The following is a 21052-nucleotide window of genomic DNA, read 5'->3' on the forward strand; positions in this document are numbered from 1 at the left end:
TTCGCGAGCACGCTCGCTCCTACATTACTCTCGGAATCTTCCTTCGCACCTCCACATTGACTTCCCCCGCCATCAATTCAATCCTCAGCACCCCCTCATGGACTGAGAGCGCTGACTGATGACTCACTCCAGACACTCAACGAAAAAATCCTCGGTCATCCTGCTATTGATGACCATGACGCTGCTTGGCGTTTTCCCCCTGGATGTGGTGCTCCCGTCCTTTCCCGCCCTGTCTGATTACTTCCAGACCTCGTCCTCCGACATTGCCCTGTCCGTCAGCGTGTTTGCCATCGGCCTGGCATTGTCCGTGGCGCTGATTGGACCGCTGTCCGATTTGCTGGGTCGCAAGAAGCTGCTTCTGTGCGGCATTGCCCTCGCGGTGGTCGGCGCAACGGGCTGCCTGCTTTCCAGCGAGTACCACTGGTTTTTGGGCTTTCGCGTGATTCAGGCCGTGGGCTGCGGGTCTTTTGTGTTGTCTCAGGCACTGGTCCAGGACCTGTTCGCCGGCAGGGAACAGGAGCGAATCAGGATCTGGATGGTGACCGGCGGCGGGGTTTTCATTTCGATTTCACCCCTGCTCGGGACCTGGCTGCAATTACATCTGGGCTGGCAGGGCAGCTTTTTTGTCTTTATCACACTGGCGGTCATCGTCTGGCTGAAAGCCTGGCTCCTGCTGGAAGAAACCCAGCACAGAAGCGCAGCATCGGCTCACAGCTTTTTCAGTGCTTACTGGCTGGTTTGCTCGGATATCCGTTTCATCGGCTATTGGCTGATTTCCGCCTTGGCCTTTGCCTGCCATTTCTCATTTATCGTCATTTCGCCGATCATTTTCATGGAGCGGCTAAAGTTCTCGGCCTACGAATTTGCATGGGCTTTGTTGCTGTATGGCGTGGCCTATGTGTTCGGCGGGATTGTCGCCAGTGCCATGCACCCGCCGGCTGCAAGCCGACACCCAGATTATTATTGGCCTGCTGCTGATCGCCTTGTCAGGGCTGGTGATGTTGTGGCTCGCCAGCCAGTTCGGCACCAGCGCCGCCACGGTGTTGATCCCCATGTTGATTTGCACGGCAGGCACCACCATTGCCAGACCCATCGCGAACTCCAAGGCCATGAGCCTCTACCCGCAAAACGCCGGAACCTCTACCTCGGCCGGCGGCGTGCTGATTTTCATGTGCGGCGGCTTGATCAGCGTGGTGATCAACCTGGTGTCCGAGGACCTGACCACCGCCCTGGCGCTGTGTTTTTTGACGTTGAGCGCCGCAGGACTTGGCTTGAATGCGCTGATCAGCCGGCGCAACAGACACATCCAGATCCACTGTCGAAAAGACAATTCTGCCCGCCCGACTTAACGTGGATCTTCCGATCACAGAAGAGGACAACGGAATGTCCAAATCACCCCACGCCCATCCCCTACGCACCGGCCGTTTTTCGGAATCCGGACGCGTTTATCTGCTCACCGCTGTCACCTTCAATCGCTCACCCGTCTTCAACGACTGCCGCCTCGGGCGCCTGGTAGTGAACGAATTTAGAAAAGCACAAGAAAACGGCGCTGCTGACTCCCTGGCCTGGGTGATCATGCCCGATCACATTCACTGGATGGTTGAGTTGCATAACGGCGACCTGCCCAAGCTGATGCAGAGTACAAAGTCTCGCTGCGCGAGGGCCGTCAACAAGGCACTAGGCTGCCATGAACCGCTGTGGCAGAAAGGCTATTTCGATCGGGCATTGCGCCGTGAGGAAGACCTGAAAGACATGGCGCGGTACATCATTGCCAACCCGTTAAGAGCCGGGCTGGTCACACGTATAGGCGATTATCCGCTGTGGGATGCCGTCTGGCCCTGAGCATTGTCATCGAAAAAACGTACGTCTCACTGTAGGAGCGAGCTTGCTCGCGATGGACTCAAGGGCAATGCGTTTATTCAGAAAACACGCGTTATCGTTAACGTCCATCGCGAGCAAGCTCGCGCCTACAAGAGCTTGCTCGCGATAGCGATCCAACGAACACCGTATAATTTCAGCCTGACGGCTGATCGCGAGCAAGCTCGCTCCTACAGTGGCGTGATGTGACGTGGCGTAAGTACGTCCCGTCATCGCACCATTCCTTCCTGGCGCCAGCGGTGTAGAATCGCACGACTCATCGCCAGACATCCCCCGGCGGGTTTATGAGCTCAAGCCCAGACACGCGGCGATCCCGCAGTGTCAACGGCATCTTCCGGGCACACGGCCATTTCTGTGTGTTCCAGACGTCAATAGAAGCTCACTTCCCTTTTGATACCTGATTAGCCGCCCGGAGTGCTACATGCCTGATTACCGCTCGAAAACATCCACCCACGGCCGCAATATGGCCGGTGCTCGCGCACTATGGCGCGCCACGGGGATGAAAGATGCCGACTTCAAAAAGCCGATAATCGCCATTGCCAACTCGTTTACTCAATTCGTACCGGGCCACGTCCACCTCAAGGACATGGGCCAACTGGTCGCTCGCGAGATCGAGCGTGCCGGTGGCGTCGCCAAGGAATTCAACACCATCGCGGTCGATGACGGCATCGCCATGGGCCACGACGGCATGCTTTATTCGCTGCCGAGCCGCGAGATCATCGCCGACTCCGTCGAGTACATGGTCAACGCCCACTGCGCCGATGCGATCGTCTGCATCTCCAACTGCGACAAGATCACCCCCGGCATGTTGATGGCTGCCTTGCGCCTGAACATCCCGGTAATCTTTGTTTCCGGCGGGCCAATGGAAGCGGGTAAAACCAAGCTTGCCAGCCATGGCCTGGACCTGGTCGACGCCATGGTGATCGCCGCCGATTCCAGCGCTTCTGACGAGAAAGTCGCTGAATACGAGCGTAGCGCTTGCCCAACCTGTGGTTCGTGCTCCGGCATGTTCACTGCCAACTCGATGAACTGCCTGACCGAGGCCCTGGGCCTGGCGTTGCCGGGCAACGGTACGGCTCTCGCCACTCACAGCGATCGCGAGCAGTTGTTCCTGCAAGCAGGCCGCACCATCGTGGACCTGTGCCGTCAGTACTACAACGACAACGATGACTCGGTATTGCCGCGCAACATCGCCAACTTCAAGGCGTTCGAGAACGCCATGACGCTGGACATCGCCATGGGTGGCTCGACCAACACCATCCTGCACTTGCTGGCCTCGGCTCAAGAAGCCGAGATCGACTTCAACCTGCAGGACATTGATCGCCTGTCGCGCAAAGTGCCGCAGCTGTGCAAAGTCGCGCCGAACATCCAGAAGTACCACATGGAAGACGTGCATCGCGCCGGCGGGATCTTCAGCATCCTCGGCGAACTGGCCCGTGGCGGCTTGCTGCACACCGACCTGCCAACCGTGCACAGCAAGACCCTGGCCGACGGCATCGCCAAATGGGATATCACCCAGACTGACGATGAAGCCGTTCACACCTTCTTCAAGGCAGGCCCGGCCGGTATCCCGACCCAGACGGCATTCAGCCAGTCGACCCGTTGGGAAACCCTGGATGACGACCGTGAAAACGGCTGCATTCGCAGTGTCGAGCACGCTTACTCGCAAGAAGGCGGTCTGGCCGTGCTCTACGGCAACATCGCCCTGGACGGCTGCGTGGTGAAAACCGCCGGTGTCGACGAGTCGGTTCATGTGTTCGAAGGCAACGCTAAAATCTTCGAAAGTCAGGACAGTGCCGTACGCGGCATCCTCGCCGACGAAGTGAAGGCCGGCGACATCGTGATCATCCGTTACGAAGGCCCGAAAGGCGGTCCGGGCATGCAGGAAATGCTCTATCCGACTTCCTATCTGAAGTCCAAAGGCCTGGGCAAAGCCTGCGCATTGCTTACCGACGGCCGCTTCTCCGGCGGCACCTCGGGCCTGTCCATCGGTCACGCTTCGCCTGAAGCGGCTGCTGGCGGCGCGATTGGCCTGGTACAGGATGGCGATAAAGTGCTGATCGACATTCCGAACCGCTCGATCAACCTGTTGATCAGCGACGAAGAGATGGCTGGGCGCCGTGCCGAGCAAGACCAGAAAGGCTGGAAACCGGTGGAAGTGCGTCCACGTAAAGTGACCACTGCACTGAAGGCTTACGCTTTGCTGGCGACCAGTGCCGATAAAGGCGCTGTGCGTAACAAGGCGATGCTCGACGGGCTGTAAGCGTCGATCACACCTAAAAATGCCCCGCCAAGTGCGGGGCATTTTTTTGTTTTCAGTAAGACCAAAGATCAAAAGATCGCAGGCTTCGCCAGCTCCTACACCGACCGGGTACTCCCGTGAAATTCTGCCTATGCGCGATCCCGTAGGAGCTGCCGCAGGCTGCGATCTTTTCCGGGTGCCCCCGATCCCAGAAGATCAAGATCAAAAGATCGCAGGCTTCGCCAGCTCCTACAGGATATCTTCCGGCTTGACGATCACCCAGTTCTTGTCCGCCGTCACCGTCAGGCCTTCTTTGGCCTGTGCCGCGGCGTGCTTGGCCATCATGCCGTTAATCTGGGTCATGTATTTGTCCTTGCGGTTGATCCACAGGTGGATGCCGCCCTTGGACACGTCGACGCTGTGAAACAGCATGTAGCCATCGCTGGTCGGGGTATCGCCACCCACCAGAATCGGTTTTTTCCATTCATCGATGTAAGTCAGGATCGCGGCCTGCTTGCCGGCCATCCAGGTCGCAGGAGTCCATAGGTACGGCGTCAGCTCAAGGCCGAGGTTGGCCTTCTCGTCATATTTGCCGGCCGTGATCTGCTTGCGTGCGGTGGTCAGTTCACCAGTCTTGGGGTCCTTGAGCAGCAGGGTCACGCCGATCACGTTCTGCGGTTTGACGTTGTAGCCGTACTTCGGATCGGAAGCAACCATCCGCACCAGTTCTTCGGAGGCGGCGGTCATCACGTAGACCTCGATGCCGTTCTCCATCAGCTTGTTGTAGAGCTCTTTCTGGCCGGTGAAGATCTTCGGCGGATTCACTTCGATGGTCTTGACCACATCGCCTTCGTAGTAGGTGCTCGGCACCGGCTTGCCGGAGGCCATCAGCTCGTCGACGTAGCCTTTGAGCTCCTTGAGGGTGAAACCGGAGAAGACCTGCGCGACCCATGGGTAGCAGACCATATCGTCGAGTTCGCAAAGGCGGTAGTAGTAGCTGAACAGGCTTTCCTTGTGGTCGGCACTGTCCTTGAACGGGATCAGCTTCAGGGAGGGGTCGAGTTTCTCGCGAGTGATCAGGCCCTTGTTTTCCATGAACGGCAACAAAGACTCTTCCAGATCATAGCGGTAACTGGTGTTGTCCATGTCGAACACCGCGTAGTTACCCTTGTTGGCGTTAGCCGCGATCATCGTGTCCAGTTGTTTGGCCTGGTCCTGCGGCCAATGCTTCAAGTCGGTGGCGAACGCCTGACCGGCAAGGCCCAGGCACAGCGCGACGGCAAACAATCTCGGAGCGAGCTTCATATGCGTTTTCTCCCTGAATTGAAGCTATCGACGCTAACAAATCCCTATGACAGCCCTCTCCTGCGCGCGACTGCTTGCGTCCTGATTACGTCATCGGCATTCGCCTGAGCGTCAGCGGCTTATTCCAAAAACGACAGTATTGATTCCATACAGATATTAATTCGTTAGATATCAAACTGTTAGGATTCGCGATTCGCAATCGCAGCCAAAGGCGATTGGAACAAGTCTTATGGAGCTTCAATGAATTTGCCGCTGACCCTCAATCTGCTGGTATTCCTCGCCTTGCTGCTGGGCTTGGCACAAACCCGCCACACCTCATGGAGTCTGGCCAAGAAGGTCTTGTTGGCTCTGGTACTGGGCGTGGTCTTCGGCGTCGCGCTGCATAGCATTTATGGTGCCGGTAACCCGGTCCTGAAAGCCTCCATCAGCTGGTTCGATCTGGTGGGCAACGGCTATGTGCAGCTGCTGCAAATGATCGTGATCCCGCTAGTGTTCGCCTCGATCCTCAGCGCCGTGGCCCGTCTGCACAACGCTTCGTCGTTGGGCAAGATCAGCTTCCTGACTATCGGCACCCTGCTGTTCACCACCGCCATTGCCGCGCTGATCGGCATCGGTCTGACCAACCTTTTTGGCCTGACCGCTGAAGGTCTGGTAGCCGGCACTCAGGAACTGGCACGCCTGCAAACCATTCAGACCGACTACGCCGGCAAGGTCGCAGACCTGAATATCCCGCAATTGCTACTGTCGTTCATTCCGCAGAACCCTTTCGCCGACCTGTCCCGGGCCAAGCCGACGTCGATCATCAGCGTGGTGATCTTCGCCGCGTTCCTCGGGGTCGCCGCGCTGCAACTGCTCAAGGATGATGTCGAAAAAGGCCAGAAAGCGCTGAACGCCATCGACACCTTGCAAGCCTGGGTCATGCGCCTGGTGCGGCTGGTGATGAAGCTGACGCCCTACGGCGTGCTGGCGCTGATGACCAAAGTGGTCGCCGGCTCCAATCTGCAAGACATCATCAAGCTCGGCAGTTTCGTGGTGGTGTCGTATCTCGGTCTTGGCCTGATGTTCGTGGTTCACGGCCTGCTGGTGTCGCTGGCCGGGATCAACCCGCTGCGCTTTTTCCGTAAAATCTGGCCAGTGCTGACCTTTGCTTTTACCAGCCGCTCCAGCGCCGCGAGCATTCCGCTGAGCATCGAAGCGCAAACTCGTCGTTTGGGCATTCCGCAATCAATCGCCAGCTTTGCCGCCTCGTTTGGCGCGACCATCGGCCAGAATGGTTGTGCCGGGCTCTATCCGGCAATGCTGGCGGTGATGGTCGCGCCGACCGTAGGCATCAACCCGCTGGATCCGCTGTGGATTGCGACGCTGGTAGCGATTGTGACCTTGAGTTCGGCCGGGGTGGCCGGTGTCGGCGGCGGTGCGACCTTTGCCGCGCTGATCGTGCTGCCGGCCATGGGCTTGCCGGTGTCACTGGTGGCGCTGCTGATCTCGGTTGAACCGTTGATCGACATGGGCCGTACCGCGTTGAACGTCAGCGGCTCGATGACCGCCGGCGCGATCACCAGCCAGATCATGCAGCAGACGGATAAAGAGCTGCTGGATGCGGATGAGCATGGGGAGTTGGTGCAGGCTTAAACGTCGCCTGATAGATCGTTATCGCGAGCAAGCCCGCTCCCACATTAAGACTGCGTCGTACACATGACTTGTGTCTGAACGCGGTCATGTGTGGGAGCGGGCTTGCTCGCGATGCTTTCAGGCTTTTTCCCAAACCTCGAAGCTGTACGCCGGCTTGTCATCCACCGCCGGGTTCAAGGTATTGGACACCAGTTTCCACTGCGCCAGGTCAAACTCCGGAAACCACGCATCGCCTTGCGGGCTCAACGCCACGCGAGTCAGGTACAACCGATCGGCCTGCGCCAGCCCTTGCGCATACAGCTGCGCGCCGCCAATCAGCATCACCTCATCGACGGCCTGCTCGCGGGCCCATTCTTCAGCGCGGGCCACGGCGGCCTCCAGCGATGGATAAACCTCCGCGCCTTCCAAGCGCAGATCCACCTGACGACTGACTACAATGTTCAATCGACCAGGCAGCGGACGACCAAGGGAATCCCAGGTCTTGCGACCCATGATGATCGGCTTGCCCAAGGTGGTGGCCTTGAAGTATTTGAAGTCCCCCGGCAAGTGCCAGGGCATGCTGTTGTCGACGCCGATCACGCGGTTTTCACCAAGGGCTGCGATCAGGCTGAGGGGGAGAGTATTTTTCATGTCGGTGAGGATACCAGAGGCTTGCATGCTCGCAACGTGCCCGATCGGCGCACAGCGGTTATGCTCTTGGCCTCAATTGAGCAATGGGATGGCGCGTGACTGCACTGACTCCGCTGGAAAATCTCTGGCTGACTGAAACCGTACGCCTGCGTGAAGAACACGCAGGCCCTTTGGAAGACCTCGAAGCCAACCGCCTGGCTCGCAGCGTCGGGGGCGACCTGCCGAGCCGAATCCAGTACCGCGCCAGATGGCTGGCCGATCGCGATGGGCTCACCGATGCGCTACGCCATTGGCTGCAGGGCGCACGGCTGGCATTGATCGTGCTGGCGCTGCTGGCGGTGGTCAGCGGTGCCGGTCTGGCGTTTGCCGCGCTGGGCAACGGCCAGGTTCCGGTCAATGTGTTCTGGGCGCTGGGCAGCCTGCTCGGCTTGAACCTGATTCTGCTGCTCGGCTGGGCCCTGGGTCTGTTGTTCGCTGGTGAACACGGCGCGAGCCTGGGGCGCTTATGGTTGTGGCTCAGCGAAAAACTCGCCCGGGATGCCAAAGCCGCACAGCTGGCGCCCGCCCTGTTGCTGTTACTGCAACGCAAGAAGCTCAATCGCTGGGCCGTCGGCGTACTGGTCAACGGCTTGTGGCTGCTGGCACTGCTCAGCGCCCTGGTGATTGTGCTGATGCTGCTGGCGACCCGGCGCTACGGTTTCGTCTGGGAGACCACCATTCTCGGTGGCGAGACCTTTGTCGCGATGACCCAGGCCCTTGGCGCGCTGCCCGCCCTCTTGGGCTTCAGCGTGCCAACCGAGGAGATGATCCGCGCCAGCGGCGATGCCGCGTTGAATATCGAAAGCGCCCGGCAAGCCTGGGCTGCGTGGCTGGTGGGGGTGTTGCTGGTTTACGGGATATTGCCGCGTCTGCTATTGGCGCTGTTCTGCTTGTGGCGCTGGAAACACGGCCGCAATGCCTTGCGCCTCGACCTGAATCTGCCCGGCTACAGCCAATTGCGCGAACGCTTGATGCCCAGCAGTGAACGGCTTGGCATCAACGATGCGGCACCCGAGCAATTGCCGGTGATCCAGAGTGGCGTCAGCACATTGGAAAGTGACGGTGCTTTGCTGGTCGCCATCGAGCTGGACGATCAACGCCCATGGCCGCCGCAGTTGCCAAAAACCGTCAAAGACGCCGGCATCCTCGACAGCCGTGAATCCCGGCAAAAACTCCTCGAGCAAATGAGCCGTTTCCCTCCGACGCGCCTGGCGATTGCCTGCGACCCGCGTCGTTCGCCGGATCGCGGCAGCCTGGCACTGATCGCCGAACTGGCCCGCAACGCCACGGCGACCCGCATCTGGCTGCTGCAAGCGCCACCCGGCCAGGCGCTGGACGCCGAACGTCTGGGCGACTGGCACGTCGCTCTGCAACAGTTGGAGTTACCGTTCGCCGATTGCGCCCCGCTGAACTGGCTGGAGAATGGACATGACTAAGCCACTGAAGCTGGCCGTGGTCGGTCATACCAACGTTGGTAAAACCTCGCTGCTGCGCACCCTGACCCGGGACGTCGGCTTCGGCGAAGTCTCCCATCGCCCAAGCACTACCCGCCACGTCGAAGGCGCGCGGTTGTCGGTGGACGGCGAAGCCTTGCTCGAACTCTACGACACCCCGGGGCTGGAAGATGCAATCGCCCTGCTCGACTATCTGGAGCGCCTGGAACGTCCCGGCGAACGCCTCGACGGCCCCGCACGACTGACGCGGTTTCTCGATGGCAGCGAGGCGCGCCAGCGTTTCGAACAGGAAGCCAAAGTCCTGCACCAGTTGCTGGCCTCGGATGCCGGGCTCTATGTAATAGACGCCCGCGAACCGGTGTTGGCCAAGTACCGCGATGAACTGGCGGTGCTCTCCAGCTGCGGCAAGCCGCTGTTGCCGGTGCTGAATTTCGTCAGCAGTGCCAACCACCGAGAACCCGATTGGCGCGAGGCGTTGGCCCGCCTGGGATTGCATGCGCTAGTGCGTTTCGACAGCGTGGCACCTCCGCAGGACGGCGAGCGACGACTCTACGAGAGCCTTTCTCTGCTACTGGAGAGTTCTCGCGGTCAACTGGAGCGATTGATTGCCGACCAGCACAAGCAACGTCTGGCTCGCCAGCAAAGTGCCGCGCGCTTGATCGCCGAACTGTTGATTGACTGCGCGGCCTGTCGGCGCAGCGTGGTAAGCGAAGCCGAGCAGGAACAGCAAGCCATCAGCGAACTGCGCAAAGCCGTTCGCCAACGGGAACAGCGCTGCGTCGAAGCACTGCTCAAGCTCTATGCCTTCCGCCCGCAGGACGCTGCCGCCAGTGATTTACCCTTGCTGGATGGACGCTGGGGTGACGACTTGTTCAACCCGGAAACCCTCAAGCAGCTTGGCGTTCGGGTCGGTGGCGGGATTGCCGCGGGTGCGGCGGCCGGTGCCGGAGTCGATCTACTGGTGGGCGGCTTGACCCTCGGTGCGGCAGCATTAGCTGGCGCGATTGCCGGCGGCGCACTGCAAGCCGCCCGCAGCTATGGCAGCCGCTTGCTCGGCAAGATCAAGGGCCAGCGCGAGTTGACCGTCGACGACAGCGTGCTGCGCCTGTTGGCCCTGCGCCAACGGCAATTACTGCAAGCGCTGGACCTGCGCGGACATGCGGCGATGGACAGCATCCAGGTCGCCACCCCGCAAGACAAAACCTGGCGCGAGGGCAAGCTGCCGGAAGCCCTGAACAAGGCCAGGGCACACCCACAATGGTCGTCGCTTAATCCGCATGCGCGGTTGAGTCAGGCAGAGAGGCAAGAGCAGATCGAGGTGTTGGCGCAGAAGCTGGTTGAAGCTTGATCTCGGGCGTCTGCACCGGCCCGAAGAAGTTGATCGCTCCTGCGCTCTGCGTGTTACCGAGCGATCATTTCCATTTGAACTTCAGATACTCTTTGCTCAACAATGTCACATGACGCTGATCCACGGCATCGATATCACCATCATTGTCCATGTCGAAATGGATAAGCGAATCCAGTTTCCCGTCATTGTTGGTGTCGTACGCAGAGGCGGTATAGATGATGGTTTCATCCGTCGGTTTGCCCGTACCCTGGTGGAAGTGCAGGCGTACGGTATCGGGAGAGCCATCCTGGGCAAAGTCTTCGACGAAAATCTTCAGGTAGCGCTCCCAGGTATCGCCTTTGTTGAACCAGTTCAGTTGCAAGTAGGCGTCCGCGAACTTCTTGAGCAGGCGCTCGTCCCTGGTGTTTTCCAGACCATCGTTATCCACATCACCGACCTGGAAATCAACCTTGCCGTCTGCCGTGATATCAAGCGCATAAGCCTTATGGATCAGTTTGTCTTCGGCATTTTCCATTGCTTCGAAAAAATGTAGAAGAACAGTATCCGCCCGATGATTGGCGCTGCGATCCTGGGCGGTGACTTTCAAATAGCGCATGTAGGTGTCTCTTGAAGGCAAAAGGTGCTTCAAGACTATCGTCAGCCGCGAGAATGCCCCACGAGACAACTCCTGCTTTGCAGTAAGAGCTTTCTCTAATCAACGAGAGGCAATAAGCGGATCACGCCACCAGTAAGCGCCGGGCCTTTTTCTTCAAGTCTTCAAGGTCCAGTAGCGGCACCCACATGTCCTTGGCCTGCTCATCCCAATGCCTCATCCGCAGACTGACAGCGCACAGCGGGTCCTGCTCGAAAGCCTCAGCCTCTTCAACCGTCATCACCCCGCCCTGATACTCCAGGGTCCGGCGGCTGGCTTCGCTGAGTCGGTCGTAGTACCCCGGCTCTTTCAGTGTCAGATAACGCTTGGCCTGGACGTGGTACTCCACCAGCCGCGCCATGCGTTCGCTAAAGCCGGCGCGACGCAAATAGTCCGCACCGAGCCGCTCATGGCTGACCACACCATACCCGCCCATGTTCTCGGCGCCCTGCCCGCAGAGATGCCCGATGTCGTGAAAGAACGCCGCCAGCACCACTTCATCGTCGAAGCCTTCGGCCAGTGCCCGCTGCGCAGCCTGGGACATATGCTCGAGCTGCGACACCGGTTCACCGATGTAGTCGCTGTCACCGAATTGCTCGTACAAGCCGAAAACCTCGGCAATGATCTGTTCACTAGGACTCATCCAGTCTCCCCCAACAAAGTAGCGATATTTCGCTCAGCCATTGCCGGCCCGACACTCATGCCCACGCCCGTGTGCATCAGTGCCACGCTCACCCCCCACGCCGTGCGCAGGAACGAAAATGGACCAGGCCCGCGAGAACCATAAACGCCCTGCCAGCGTTCGACCACTTGCACCTTGCAACCCAGGGTCTGCTCGGCCAGCTCGATTAACCAGTTATCCACCTGCTCGCCGTTGAACGGTGACGGATCACCGCCGTAATCGTGGGAGTCACCGATGATCAGCTCGCCGTAAGGCGTAGGGCTGATCAACAAATGAATCCCGTGCTCGTGCAGATGGGGCGACTCACGAAGTATTTGCGCTTGCACCGCTGCGGCTTGCGGCAGATCGGCAAAGGCGCCGTAATGCACGCAGCTCAAACCGGTGAGTAATGCGTGCTGCAGATTCAGCTTGAGCTGCGGTCGGGCGCGGAGCATTTGCAGTCGACAGATCTGCGGGTTGAGTTCGGCGATCTGCTCGGCCAGCAGGGTCTGATAATCGTGACCGGAGCAGACGATGATCTGCTCCCCCCGAAAGGTTCCGGCCGTGCTGTGTAACTGGCCGGGTTCGATGTCGCGCACCAGCGTGGAAAAGTGAAACTCCACGTCCAGCTCACGGTGCAAGTATTCGATCAGCTTGGGTATCGCTTCGCGGGAATACAGTTGCTGATCATCCAGACCGTGCAATGCCGCGCGATGATGACTGAACTGGCCAGCGTACAAGTCGCGCAACGCAGCACCGCGCAGCAGTTCGACGCGATAACCATGCTCCACTGCGCGACCGGCGTAGAACGCTTCGAGCAAGTGTTCTTCGGCTTCGTTGCGGGCAAACAGGTAAGAGCCGTTGCGCTTGAGCTGCAGACCCGCCAGTTGTGCCCATTGGCCCCAGATATCGCGGCTGGCCCGCGCCAGATCAAGCATCGGTCCCGGCGGTTGACCGGTGACCAGTGCCTGACCGAAGTTGCGTACCGAAGCGCCCAAGGGCGTTTCGCTGCGTTCGAAAACTTTGACCTTGAGACCGCGTTTGGCCGCGGCGTAAGCGTGGGACAGGCCGAGAATGCCCGCGCCGACGATCAGCATGTCGCTGTGTTGTGTCATCTATATCAGTCCTGAATTCGGGACCGCTATCGCGAGCAAGCTCGCTCCCACATTGGATTTGTGATCGACGCAAATCCCTTGTGGGAGCGAGCCCGCTCGCGATGAGGCCCTGTCAGCCTACGAAGATCTTACTTGGCAACCACTTTTTCCGACTTGCCGTCATACCGCTTGCGCCATTCGCTGAGAATCTCGTCGCGGTTCTTCGAGGCCCAGGCGAAGTCGTTCTTGATCAGGCGCTGCTCGTAGTCGGCCGGCAGTTCGGTCTGTGGTTTGGCGATGCCGGGCTGCGCGAGTACCGCGAAGTTCTCCTTGTACAGCTCCATCGCCGCAGGGCTGGCGGAGAAGTCGGCGAGTTTCTTCGCTGCGTCTTCGTGTGGCGTGCCCTTGATCACCGCAGTGGCTTCGATTTCCCAGCCCAGGCCTTCTTTCGGCAGGACGATATCCAGCGGCGCGCCCTGGCGCTTGAGCTGTACCGCCGGGTATTCGAAGGAGATACCGATCGGGAATTCACCCGCTGCCGCCAGCTTGCACGGCTTGGAACCGGAGTGAACGTACTGGCCGATGTTCTGATGCAGATCGTCCATGTACTGCCAGCCCTGCTTCTCGCCGAAGGTCTGCAGCCAGGCGCTGACGTCGAGGAAACCGGTACCGGACGACGCCGGGTTGGGCATGACGATCTTGCCTTTGTACTCGGGCTTGGTCAGGTCCTGCCAGCTCATCGGTTTGCTCAGACCCTGCTTCTCGGCCTCAACAGTGTTAAAGCAAATGGTCGCGGCCCAGACGTCCATGCCGACCCAGGCTGGAGGGTTGGCAGCATCACGGTAGTTGCTACCAATCTTGCCCAGGTCCTTCGGCGCGTAGCTTTGCAGCATGCCTTGCTGATCGAGGATCGCCAGGCTCGACGCCGCCAGGCCCCAGACCGCGTCGGCCTGCGGACGGGCTTTTTCAGCCAGCAATTTGGCGGTGATGATCCCGGTGGAATCGCGCACCCACTTGATCTCGACGTCCGGATTGGCCGCTTCGAAGGCCTGTTTATAGGTCTTCAGTTGCTCCGCTTCGAGGGCGGTATAGACCGTCAGCTCGGTTTTCGCCGCAAAGGCATTCAGGCTGAAAGCGGAGAGGACAGCAGCGGCAAGAGCCAGGGGCTTGAACATGATGCGGTTCCTTTGTGAGTGCGGATCAGAGTGAGGGGTGCAGCAGATCAGTTGCCGGGCGCGGTCTGCCGCCAGGCCTGGGAACGACGCAGCAACCCGCGCGAAGCCCAGGCCAGCAGCAGCGAGACGCCGGCCGAGGTGAACAGAATCAGGGTCGACATGGCCGCCGCGCCGCCGACGTTGCCAGCGTCATCCATATTCAGCACCGCCACCGCTGCGAGGATGGTGTCGGGGCTGTAGAGAAAGATCGCGGCCGAAACCGTGGTCATCGCCGAGACGAACAGGTAGCGGACGATATCCAGCAGCGCCGGCAGGCAGATCGGCACGGTGACCCGCAGGTAGTGGCGGTACAGCGGCGCCTTCAGCGATAGCGCGGCGGCTTCGAACTCGGCATCGAGCTGGCGCAGCGCGGTGGTGGCGGTCATTTGCGCAGTGGTCAAATAGTGCGCAATGGTGCAGACCACCAGCAGGGTCATGGTCCCGTAGAACACATGCAGCGGGTTGTCGTTGAGGTTGAAGAAAAACACGTAGCCCAGACCGAGCACCAAACCCGGGACCGCCATCGGCACAAAGCTGAGCATGCGCAAGGCCAGGTTCAAGCCGCGCTGGCCGTTGGTTTTCTCCATCAGATAGGCGCCGGTAAAGATCACTACGCTGCCGATCAATGCCGTGCACAAGGCCATCTTCACGCTGTTGCCATAGGCCAGCCAACCGCCGCCCGCGGTGTCGTTGAACTGATAGTGATTGAGCGACAGCGACAGGTTGTACGGCCAGAATTTGACCAGCGACGAGTACACCGCCATGCCGAACACCAGCAACAGCACCGCACAGATCAGCAACACGATGACCAGGTAGCAGCCATCACGCAGCCGCGACGGTGCTGGTTGAAAAACCTGGGCCCGACCGCTCATGGAGTCGCCATGACGACGCCGCAACCAGGCGTCGACGCCGAAGCTGAACAGTGCCGGCAGCAGCAACACCATGCCGATCAGCGCACCGCGACCGAATTGCTGCTGCCCGACCACCGCCTTGTAGGCTTCCAGCGCCAGGACCTGATAGTCGCCGCCAACCACCACGGGTACGCCGAAGTCGGTGATGGTCAGGGTGAACACCAGACAGAACGCGGCGAAAACGGCCTGGCGGGTCGCCGGCCAGGTGATGCTGCGAAAGGCCTTGGCCGGGCTTGCGCCCATGCTCGACGCGGCGTCGAACAAACGCGCATCGGCCAGGGACAAAGCCGAAAGCAGGATCATCAAGGCATGGGGAAAGGTGTAAATCGCCTCGCCAAGGACTATGCCCCAGAAGCCATAGATATTTTCCGACAGCAGACCGCGAAGCATGCCCTGGTTGCCGAACAGATAAACCAGGGCGATCCCCGGCAACATCGACGGCGCCATCAATGGCAGCAGCGACATACCGCGCCAGATGCCTTTGCCGGGAATCAGCGTGCGCTGCAAAGCGTAGGCAAACAGGTAAGCCAGCGGTACGACGATGGCGGCGACGCTAAGAGAAACTTTCAGACTGTTGCCCAGCAACCAGTGGAAATTGGCGCTGTTCAGCAGATCGCGAGCGGCCACCAGACCGCCGCCCTGCCCGGCTTCGGCACTGAAGCCGCGCCAGAAGATCGCCAGCAGCGGCATCAACACCGCGACGCTGAGCAGACACAGTAGCAAGACCTTGCCGCCGACCACGAACACCCGGTCACCGATTTCGGCGCGGGAGGTCTGCCGAACCTGCTTGCGTGGAATCGGCAGGGCGATCTGCGCGCTCATCAGGCAAACACCTGCAGGCTGCGCGGCGGCAAGGCGACCATGATGTCCTGGGCGCCGAGCCGCGGCATGGCTTCTGGTGCCAGTTCGGCGAGCAGCGAATGACCTGGCAGCTGGTTGAGTTCGAAGCTCATGCGGCAGCGGTTGCCGAGGAAGGTGATCTCGCGAACCCGCGCCGGGAACAGGTTTTCTTCATGCATCGGCGGGTTGACGTTGATGGCTTCCGGACGGCAGAACAAACGCCCGGAGGCTGCCCGGCCAGAGTCATCAGCCAAACGCACATTCATCCCACCGACCTGAGCGTGACTGTCGCTGTTGCGCTGGAACGGCAGCCAGTTGCCCTGGCCGACGAACTCGGCCACGAACGGCGTTGCCGGTCTGTCGTAGATTTCCCGGGGCGTGGCGTATTGCTCGACCTTGCCGTTGTTCATCACGGCAATCCGGTCGGCCATCAGCATCGCCTCGTCCTGGTTGTGGGTGACCATCAGGGTGGTGATGCCCAGGTTGCGCTGCAGCTGACGCAACTCGGTGCACAAATGCTCGCGAACCCGGGCGTCGAGGGCTGACATCGGTTCGTCGAGCAACAGCAACGACGGCGCCGGGGCCAAGGCCCGAGCCAGGGCTACGCGCTGCTGTTGGCCGCCGGACAATTGGCCGGGGTATTTTTTCTCGCTGCCGATCAGCCCTACCAACTCAAGCATTTGTGCGACGCGCTTACGCACTTCGTCGCGGCCACTGCCGGCGAGGCCGTAGGCAATGTTGGCTTCGACGGTGAGATTGGGGAACAGCGCGTAGGACTGGAACAGAATGCCGTAGTCCCGCGCCTGTGGCGCCAGGTGCGAGACATCCCGATCACCCAGGTACAACTCGCCGCTGTCCTGACGCTCCAGGCCGGCGATGCAGCGCAGCAAGGTGGTCTTGCCACAGCCGGACGGCCCGAGCAGGCACACTAGCTCGCCAGCAGCGACGTCCAGGGAAACGTTATCCAGCGCAGTGAAAGCGCCGAAGCGTTTCTGCACACCGCGCACCCTCATGGGCGCACCGGGGTTGGTCAGGGCAGTTGCGATCGAGTGGTTCATGGACAGACCTCATCAAGCAGATGAGGCTCATCCTAGGGATCAATTGCGTAGGTCATGTGGCAACGAGGCAAAAGTTACCGATAGTGGTATTGGTGGATTTGGGTTGGCTGGAGTTCTTCAGCGCAACTCAGATCGTTAAAGATCGTCCGAACGCGGCCCGAACCTTCGGCAGCTCCTACCCTGACCTGGGCGCTCTCGTCATTGTGGATGTACATCAATCCCGTAGGAGCTGCCGAAGGCTGCGATCTTTTGGGGGGCTGCGCATATACCTATTCAGCAGCCCGCCACCTCCTGCGCCAACCCGAGAAACGCCGCCGGCAGGCGCGCGCCTTTTCTTTCCTTGAGGCAATACAGATACTCGGCGATCTGCGGCGCCCCCTCAAAGGTCAGCACCCGCAGTTGTGGATCATGGGGCACTTCGTGACGGGCGATGATGCTGATGCCGATATTACGCAGCACACCTTCACGAATGGACTCGCGACTGCCGATTTCCAGCAATGGGCCAAAGCTGACGTTGGCGTGTTTGAGCAGGTCCTCGGTCAACTGGCGGGTGATAGAGCCCTGCTCGCGCATCAACAAGGTATGCCCGGCCAACGCACTCAGTGGTACGTGATCATGCACCGCCAGCGGATGATTGCGATGCACCGCCAGTACCAGCGGGTCAGTGCCCAGCACCCGGCGAACCAGCCGCGAGTCTTCGAGCAACTGCGACGAAGCGGCAATATCGACCCGGTACTCCTCCAGCGACTCCAGCACCTGTTGCGAATTGCCGATCTCCACCGACACCTCAACCTGGGGCAAGCGCTCGCGGAAGGTCTTCACCAGATCGAGGATGTAATACGGTGCCGTGGCGGCGATGCGTAGCGTGCCCTGGACCTGACCGCTGTTGCGCAGGAAAAACTCGATATCGGCTTCCTGCTGCAACAGCGTCTTGACCATCGGCAGCAATCGGGCGCCTTCGTCGCTGACACTCAAACGGCGACCGCCGCGATAAAACAGCTCAACCGAATACTGGCTTTCCAGCTGACGAATCTGTGTGGTCACCGTCGGTTGGCTCAGCCCGAGCTTTTTCGCCGCCTGGGTAATGCTGCCCAAGCGGGCGACCATGTAAAAAGCCTTCAGCTCGGCACTCAGCACTGCACCCTCTCATCATCTATTTGCGCAACAGGCGCAAACCATTGAACACCACCAACAAGCTCACGCCCATGTCGGCAAACACCGCCATCCACATGGTGGCGAGACCGGCGAAGGTTACCCCAAGAAAGATCGCCTTGATGACCAGCGCCAGGGCGATATTTTGCTTGAGGATACTCGAGGTCCGCCGCGACAGCCGGATGAATGCCGGAATCTTGCGCAGATCGTCGTCCATCAGGGCGACATCGGCGGTCTCGATGGCGGTATCGGTGCCGGCGGCTGCCATGGCAAAACCAATCTCGGCGCGGGCCAGAGCCGGGGCGTCATTGATGCCATCGCCGACCATCCCGACTCGATGGCCCTGGGAATACAAGGCCTCGATGGCTTGCAGTTTGTCGGTCGGCAGCAGGTCACCTCTGGCCTGATCAATGCCGACTTGCGCGGCAATCGCCTGAGCGGTGTGGGCGTTGTCGCCGGTCAACATCAGGGTCTTGATCCCCAGTTCGTGCAACTGGCGGATCGCCTCGCGACTGGACTCCTTCACCGTGTCGGCCACCGCGAACAGCGCCAAGGGGCCAGAGGCGTCGAGTAGCAACACCACCGACTTGCCCTGTTTCTCCAGGGCGAACAGCTTCTCTTCCAGCGCTGGCGAGCACAGTCCCAGCTCCTCCACCAGACGATGGTTGCCCAAATGATAGAGCTGACCGCCGATTTCCCCGCGTACCCCGCGACCGGCCAAGGCTTCGAAGTTATCCACAGCGTGCAGCATCTGCTGTTTATCCACAGTCGCATTGGCGATGGCCAGCGACACCGGGTGATCGGAGCGACCGGCCAGGCTGGCGGCAATCCCCGGAGCGATCTGCTCGGCGATCGGATCAAGGGATAGATAATCGGTCTGCACCGGTTTGCCGTGGGTAATGGTGCCGGTCTTGTCCAGGGCCAGGTAGTCGAGCTTATAACCCCCCTCCAGATAGATCCCACCCTTGATCAGGATGCCTTTGTGCGCCGCCGCCGCGAGACCACTGACAATGGTCACCGGAGTGGAAATCACCAGGGCACATGGGCAAGCGACCACCAGCAGCACCAGCGCGCGGTAGATCCAGTCCAACCAGACACCGCCCATGAACAGCGGCGCAATCACCGCCACGCCCAAGGCGAAAATGAACACTACCGGCGTGTAGACCTTGGCGAAGGTGTCGACGAAACGTTGAGTCGGTGCCCGTGCGCCCTGTGCCAGTTCGACGGCGTGAATGATCCGCGCCAGGGTCGAGTTATTGGCTGCGGCGGTCACCTTGTATTCCAGGGAGCCGGATTGGTTGATGGTCCCGGCGAAGATTTTATCGCCCGCGGTTTTCTCGATGGGCAGGCTTTCGCCGGTAATCGGTGCCTGATCGATGGTCGAGTTGCCGGACACCACTTCGCCGTCCAGGGCGATGCGCTCGCCGGGACGAACCCGCACCAATGCCCCCAGCTCGATGCCTTTCACTTCCTGATCGAGCCAACTGCCGTCAGTCTGCCGCACGGTGGCCCGTTCCGGGGTCATTTGCATCAAACCGCTGATGGCGTTGCGCGCACGATCAAGGGATTTGGCTTCGATCAACTCGGCCACGGTGAACAGGAACATCACCATCGCCGCTTCCGGCCACTGGCCGATCAATACCGCGCCGGTCACGGCGATGCTCATCAGTGCATTGATGTTCAGGTTGAAGTTTTTCAGGGCGATCCAGCCCTTCTTATAAGTGCCAAGACCGCCGCTGAGGATCGACACCAGCGCGACCAACGCCACCACCCAAGTCGGCGCCAAGTGGGTGAAGTGGATCACTTCGGCTGCCAAGGCGCTGACGCCGGACAGGGCCAGCGGCCACCAGGGCTTTTTCACGGGAGCAGGGACGGTTATCTCGGCATCGGTACCCTGCTCGATCGGCTCGGCCTGCATGCCGAGGGATTTGATCGCCTCGATGATCGGCGCCGTGGATGGCAGGTCGTGAGTAACCTCCAGCACCCGATTGATCAGGTTGAATTGCAGTTGCTGCACACCCGAAAGCTTGCCGAGCTTGTTCTGGATCAGCGTCTGCTCGGTCGGGCAATCCATGGCTTCGATGCGGAAACTGCTCAGCCGTGCACCGGCGGTCAGGGTTTCGCTCAGCAGAACCCGCGATGGCGCAGCTTTGGATGAACAGCAGGAATCCCCGTGGCTGCCATGCTCGTGCTTCTGCACGGGCTGCAGCTTTTGGCTGTGATCGTGATCGTGCCCCGCCTCGGGTTTGTGGGTGTGAAGGGAATCGCTCATGAGGGTCCATCCGGAAAGGTGCCTGTTGCCAAGTAAAGACCCTGTAGCCACTATAGGGTCAAGCCCCCATTCGGAGATTGCCGTTATGAAGATCGGCGAACTGGCGAAACTCACCGACTGCCCAGTCGAAACCATCCGTTACTACGAACGCGAAGGCCTGCTGCCGGAGCCTGCGCGCAGTGAGGGCAATTACCGTTTGTACACCCAGGCCCACAGCGAGCGGCTAACCTTTATCCGCAACTGCCGCACCCTGGATATGACCCTCGAGGAAATCCGCAGCCTGCTGGGCCTGCGCGACAGTCCACAAGGCCAATGCCAAAACGTCAACGCCTTGATCGACGAACACATCCACCACGTCAAGGCGCGGATCGACGGCTTAATGGCCTTGCAGGAGCAACTGCTCGACCTGCGTCAACGCTGCAGCGAAGGGCCGGATATCGATCAGTGCGGGATTTTGCAGCGGTTGGAGGTGAGTGGCGGGGTTGTGGCGAGCGAGGCCGAGCATTCACATGTCGGCAGAAGCCACGGCCATTAAAAGGCTCGTACGCGGACCGCTTTTGTAGGAGCTGCCGTAGGCTGCGATCTTTTGGCGCCTGCAGAAGCGCCGAAGATCAAAAGATCGCAGCCTTCGGCAGCTCCTACAGGATTTGTGTACATCCGCGATATCACGGGTGTATGCGGCCGGCGGGAT

16 protein-coding genes and 1 pseudogene are annotated in these 21052 nt (G+C 60.1%); 7 read left to right on the forward strand and 10 right to left on the reverse strand.

Going from position 1 to position 21052, the window contains the following annotated elements; translation table 11 throughout:
- The first annotated feature begins 118 nt into the window (after positions 1-118).
- The 3 genes and pseudogenes from ACA064_RS29855 (at position 119) to ilvD (ending at position 4141) form a co-directional block, all read left to right on the forward strand.
- Positions 119-1349 (forward strand): annotated as a pseudogene (locus ACA064_RS29855) (MFS transporter).
- A 34-nt stretch (positions 1350-1383) separates the two neighbouring features.
- A complete protein-coding gene (locus ACA064_RS29860; RefSeq protein WP_497671303.1) occupies positions 1384-1842 on the forward strand; it encodes an REP-associated tyrosine transposase in 459 nt (152 codons plus the stop codon).
- Between the two features lie 457 nt (positions 1843-2299).
- Entirely contained in the window at positions 2300-4141 is a 1842-nt protein-coding gene (ilvD, locus tag ACA064_RS29865; RefSeq protein WP_497671304.1) for a dihydroxy-acid dehydratase, read from the forward strand.
- A gap of 228 nt (positions 4142-4369) precedes the next feature.
- Here the strand turns inward: ilvD and ACA064_RS29870 are convergent, their stop codons facing one another.
- The gene (locus ACA064_RS29870) at positions 4370-5425 is read right to left on the reverse strand and encodes an HAD family hydrolase (RefSeq protein ID WP_497671305.1); all 1056 of its coding nucleotides are present in this window, start codon (positions 5423-5425) and stop codon (positions 4370-4372) included.
- Between the two features lie 240 nt (positions 5426-5665).
- Between ACA064_RS29870 and ACA064_RS29875 the strand changes: the two genes are divergently transcribed.
- Complete coding sequence (locus ACA064_RS29875) at positions 5666-7057, forward strand: L-cystine transporter (protein ID WP_497671306.1); 1392 nt, start codon at positions 5666-5668, stop codon at positions 7055-7057.
- 117 nt (positions 7058-7174) lie between these two features.
- Here the strand turns inward: ACA064_RS29875 and ACA064_RS29880 are convergent, their stop codons facing one another.
- On the reverse strand, positions 7175-7687 hold the full coding sequence (locus tag ACA064_RS29880; protein WP_497671307.1) for a dihydrofolate reductase: 513 nt from the start codon (positions 7685-7687) through the stop codon (positions 7175-7177).
- A gap of 95 nt (positions 7688-7782) precedes the next feature.
- Between ACA064_RS29880 and ACA064_RS29885 the strand changes: the two genes are divergently transcribed.
- A complete protein-coding gene (locus tag ACA064_RS29885; RefSeq protein ID WP_497671308.1) occupies positions 7783-9162 on the forward strand; it encodes a DUF2868 domain-containing protein in 1380 nt (459 codons plus the stop codon).
- Entirely contained in the window at positions 9155-10528 is a 1374-nt protein-coding gene (locus ACA064_RS29890; protein ID WP_497671309.1) for a GTPase/DUF3482 domain-containing protein, read from the forward strand. Before ACA064_RS29885 ends, ACA064_RS29890 begins: the two co-directional genes overlap by 8 nt.
- 64 nt (positions 10529-10592) lie before the next feature.
- Here ACA064_RS29890 and ACA064_RS29895 read toward each other — a convergent pair whose 3' ends face one another.
- From ACA064_RS29895 to ACA064_RS29930, 8 genes are all read right to left on the reverse strand, one after another.
- A complete protein-coding gene (locus ACA064_RS29895; RefSeq protein ID WP_497671310.1) occupies positions 10593-11123 on the reverse strand; it encodes a hypothetical protein in 531 nt (176 codons plus the stop codon).
- Between the two features lie 121 nt (positions 11124-11244).
- Complete coding sequence (locus ACA064_RS29900; RefSeq protein ID WP_497671311.1) at positions 11245-11802, reverse strand: phosphonate degradation HD-domain oxygenase; 558 nt, start codon at positions 11800-11802, stop codon at positions 11245-11247.
- Entirely contained in the window at positions 11799-12935 is a 1137-nt protein-coding gene (locus ACA064_RS29905) for a TIGR03364 family FAD-dependent oxidoreductase (RefSeq protein WP_497671312.1), read from the reverse strand. Before ACA064_RS29905 ends, ACA064_RS29900 begins: the two co-directional genes overlap by 4 nt.
- Positions 12936-13063: 128 nt before the next feature.
- The gene (locus ACA064_RS29910; protein WP_497671313.1) at positions 13064-14089 is read right to left on the reverse strand and encodes a putative 2-aminoethylphosphonate ABC transporter substrate-binding protein; all 1026 of its coding nucleotides are present in this window, start codon (positions 14087-14089) and stop codon (positions 13064-13066) included.
- A gap of 47 nt (positions 14090-14136) precedes the next feature.
- The gene (locus ACA064_RS29915) at positions 14137-15861 is read right to left on the reverse strand and encodes a putative 2-aminoethylphosphonate ABC transporter permease subunit (RefSeq protein ID WP_497671314.1); all 1725 of its coding nucleotides are present in this window, start codon (positions 15859-15861) and stop codon (positions 14137-14139) included.
- Positions 15861-16937, reverse strand: coding sequence for a putative 2-aminoethylphosphonate ABC transporter ATP-binding protein (locus ACA064_RS29920; RefSeq protein ID WP_497671315.1), 1077 nt, complete (start codon positions 16935-16937; stop codon positions 15861-15863). The genes ACA064_RS29915 and ACA064_RS29920 overlap by 1 nt, the downstream gene beginning before the upstream one ends.
- 273 nt (positions 16938-17210) lie before the next feature.
- On the reverse strand, positions 17211-18074 hold the full coding sequence (locus ACA064_RS29925) for a LysR family transcriptional regulator (RefSeq protein WP_497671316.1): 864 nt from the start codon (positions 18072-18074) through the stop codon (positions 17211-17213).
- Positions 18075-18090: 16 nt separating this feature from the next.
- Positions 18091-20361 carry a heavy metal translocating P-type ATPase gene (locus tag ACA064_RS29930; protein WP_497671317.1) on the reverse strand — a complete coding sequence of 757 codons (2271 nt, stop codon included), beginning with the start codon at positions 20359-20361 and terminating at the stop codon, positions 18091-18093.
- An 85-nt stretch (positions 20362-20446) separates the two neighbouring features.
- Here ACA064_RS29930 and cadR point away from each other — a divergent pair, with 85 nt between their 5' ends.
- Positions 20447-20896, forward strand: coding sequence for a Cd(II)/Pb(II)-responsive transcriptional regulator (cadR, locus tag ACA064_RS29935; RefSeq protein WP_497671318.1), 450 nt, complete (start codon positions 20447-20449; stop codon positions 20894-20896).
- Positions 20897-21052: the final 156 nt, after the last annotated feature.

This window comes from Pseudomonas sp. LBUM1658, assembly GCF_059716055.1.

Excerpts from the sequence above, each read along its gene's own strand:
- ACA064_RS29860 (WP_497671303.1), top strand. The coding sequence starts at position 1,384 with ATGTCCAAATCACCCCACGCCCATCCCCTACGCACCGGCCGTTTTTCG.
- ilvD (WP_497671304.1), top strand. The coding sequence starts at position 2,300 with ATGCCTGATTACCGCTCGAAAACATCCACCCACGGCCGCAATATGGCC.
- ACA064_RS29870 (WP_497671305.1), bottom strand. The coding sequence starts at position 5,425 with ATGAAGCTCGCTCCGAGATTGTTTGCCGTCGCGCTGTGCCTGGGCCTT.
- ACA064_RS29875 (WP_497671306.1), top strand. The coding sequence starts at position 5,666 with ATGAATTTGCCGCTGACCCTCAATCTGCTGGTATTCCTCGCCTTGCTG.
- ACA064_RS29880 (WP_497671307.1), bottom strand. The coding sequence starts at position 7,687 with ATGAAAAATACTCTCCCCCTCAGCCTGATCGCAGCCCTTGGTGAAAAC.
- ACA064_RS29890 (WP_497671309.1), top strand. The coding sequence starts at position 9,155 with ATGACTAAGCCACTGAAGCTGGCCGTGGTCGGTCATACCAACGTTGGT.
- ACA064_RS29895 (WP_497671310.1), bottom strand. The coding sequence starts at position 11,123 with ATGCGCTATTTGAAAGTCACCGCCCAGGATCGCAGCGCCAATCATCGG.
- ACA064_RS29900 (WP_497671311.1), bottom strand. The coding sequence starts at position 11,802 with ATGAGTCCTAGTGAACAGATCATTGCCGAGGTTTTCGGCTTGTACGAG.
- ACA064_RS29905 (WP_497671312.1), bottom strand. The coding sequence starts at position 12,935 with ATGACACAACACAGCGACATGCTGATCGTCGGCGCGGGCATTCTCGGC.
- ACA064_RS29910 (WP_497671313.1), bottom strand. The coding sequence starts at position 14,089 with ATGTTCAAGCCCCTGGCTCTTGCCGCTGCTGTCCTCTCCGCTTTCAGC.
- ACA064_RS29915 (WP_497671314.1), bottom strand. The coding sequence starts at position 15,861 with ATGAGCGCGCAGATCGCCCTGCCGATTCCACGCAAGCAGGTTCGGCAG.
- ACA064_RS29920 (WP_497671315.1), bottom strand. The coding sequence starts at position 16,937 with ATGAACCACTCGATCGCAACTGCCCTGACCAACCCCGGTGCGCCCATG.
- ACA064_RS29930 (WP_497671317.1), bottom strand. The coding sequence starts at position 20,361 with ATGAGCGATTCCCTTCACACCCACAAACCCGAGGCGGGGCACGATCAC.
- cadR (WP_497671318.1), top strand. The coding sequence starts at position 20,447 with ATGAAGATCGGCGAACTGGCGAAACTCACCGACTGCCCAGTCGAAACC.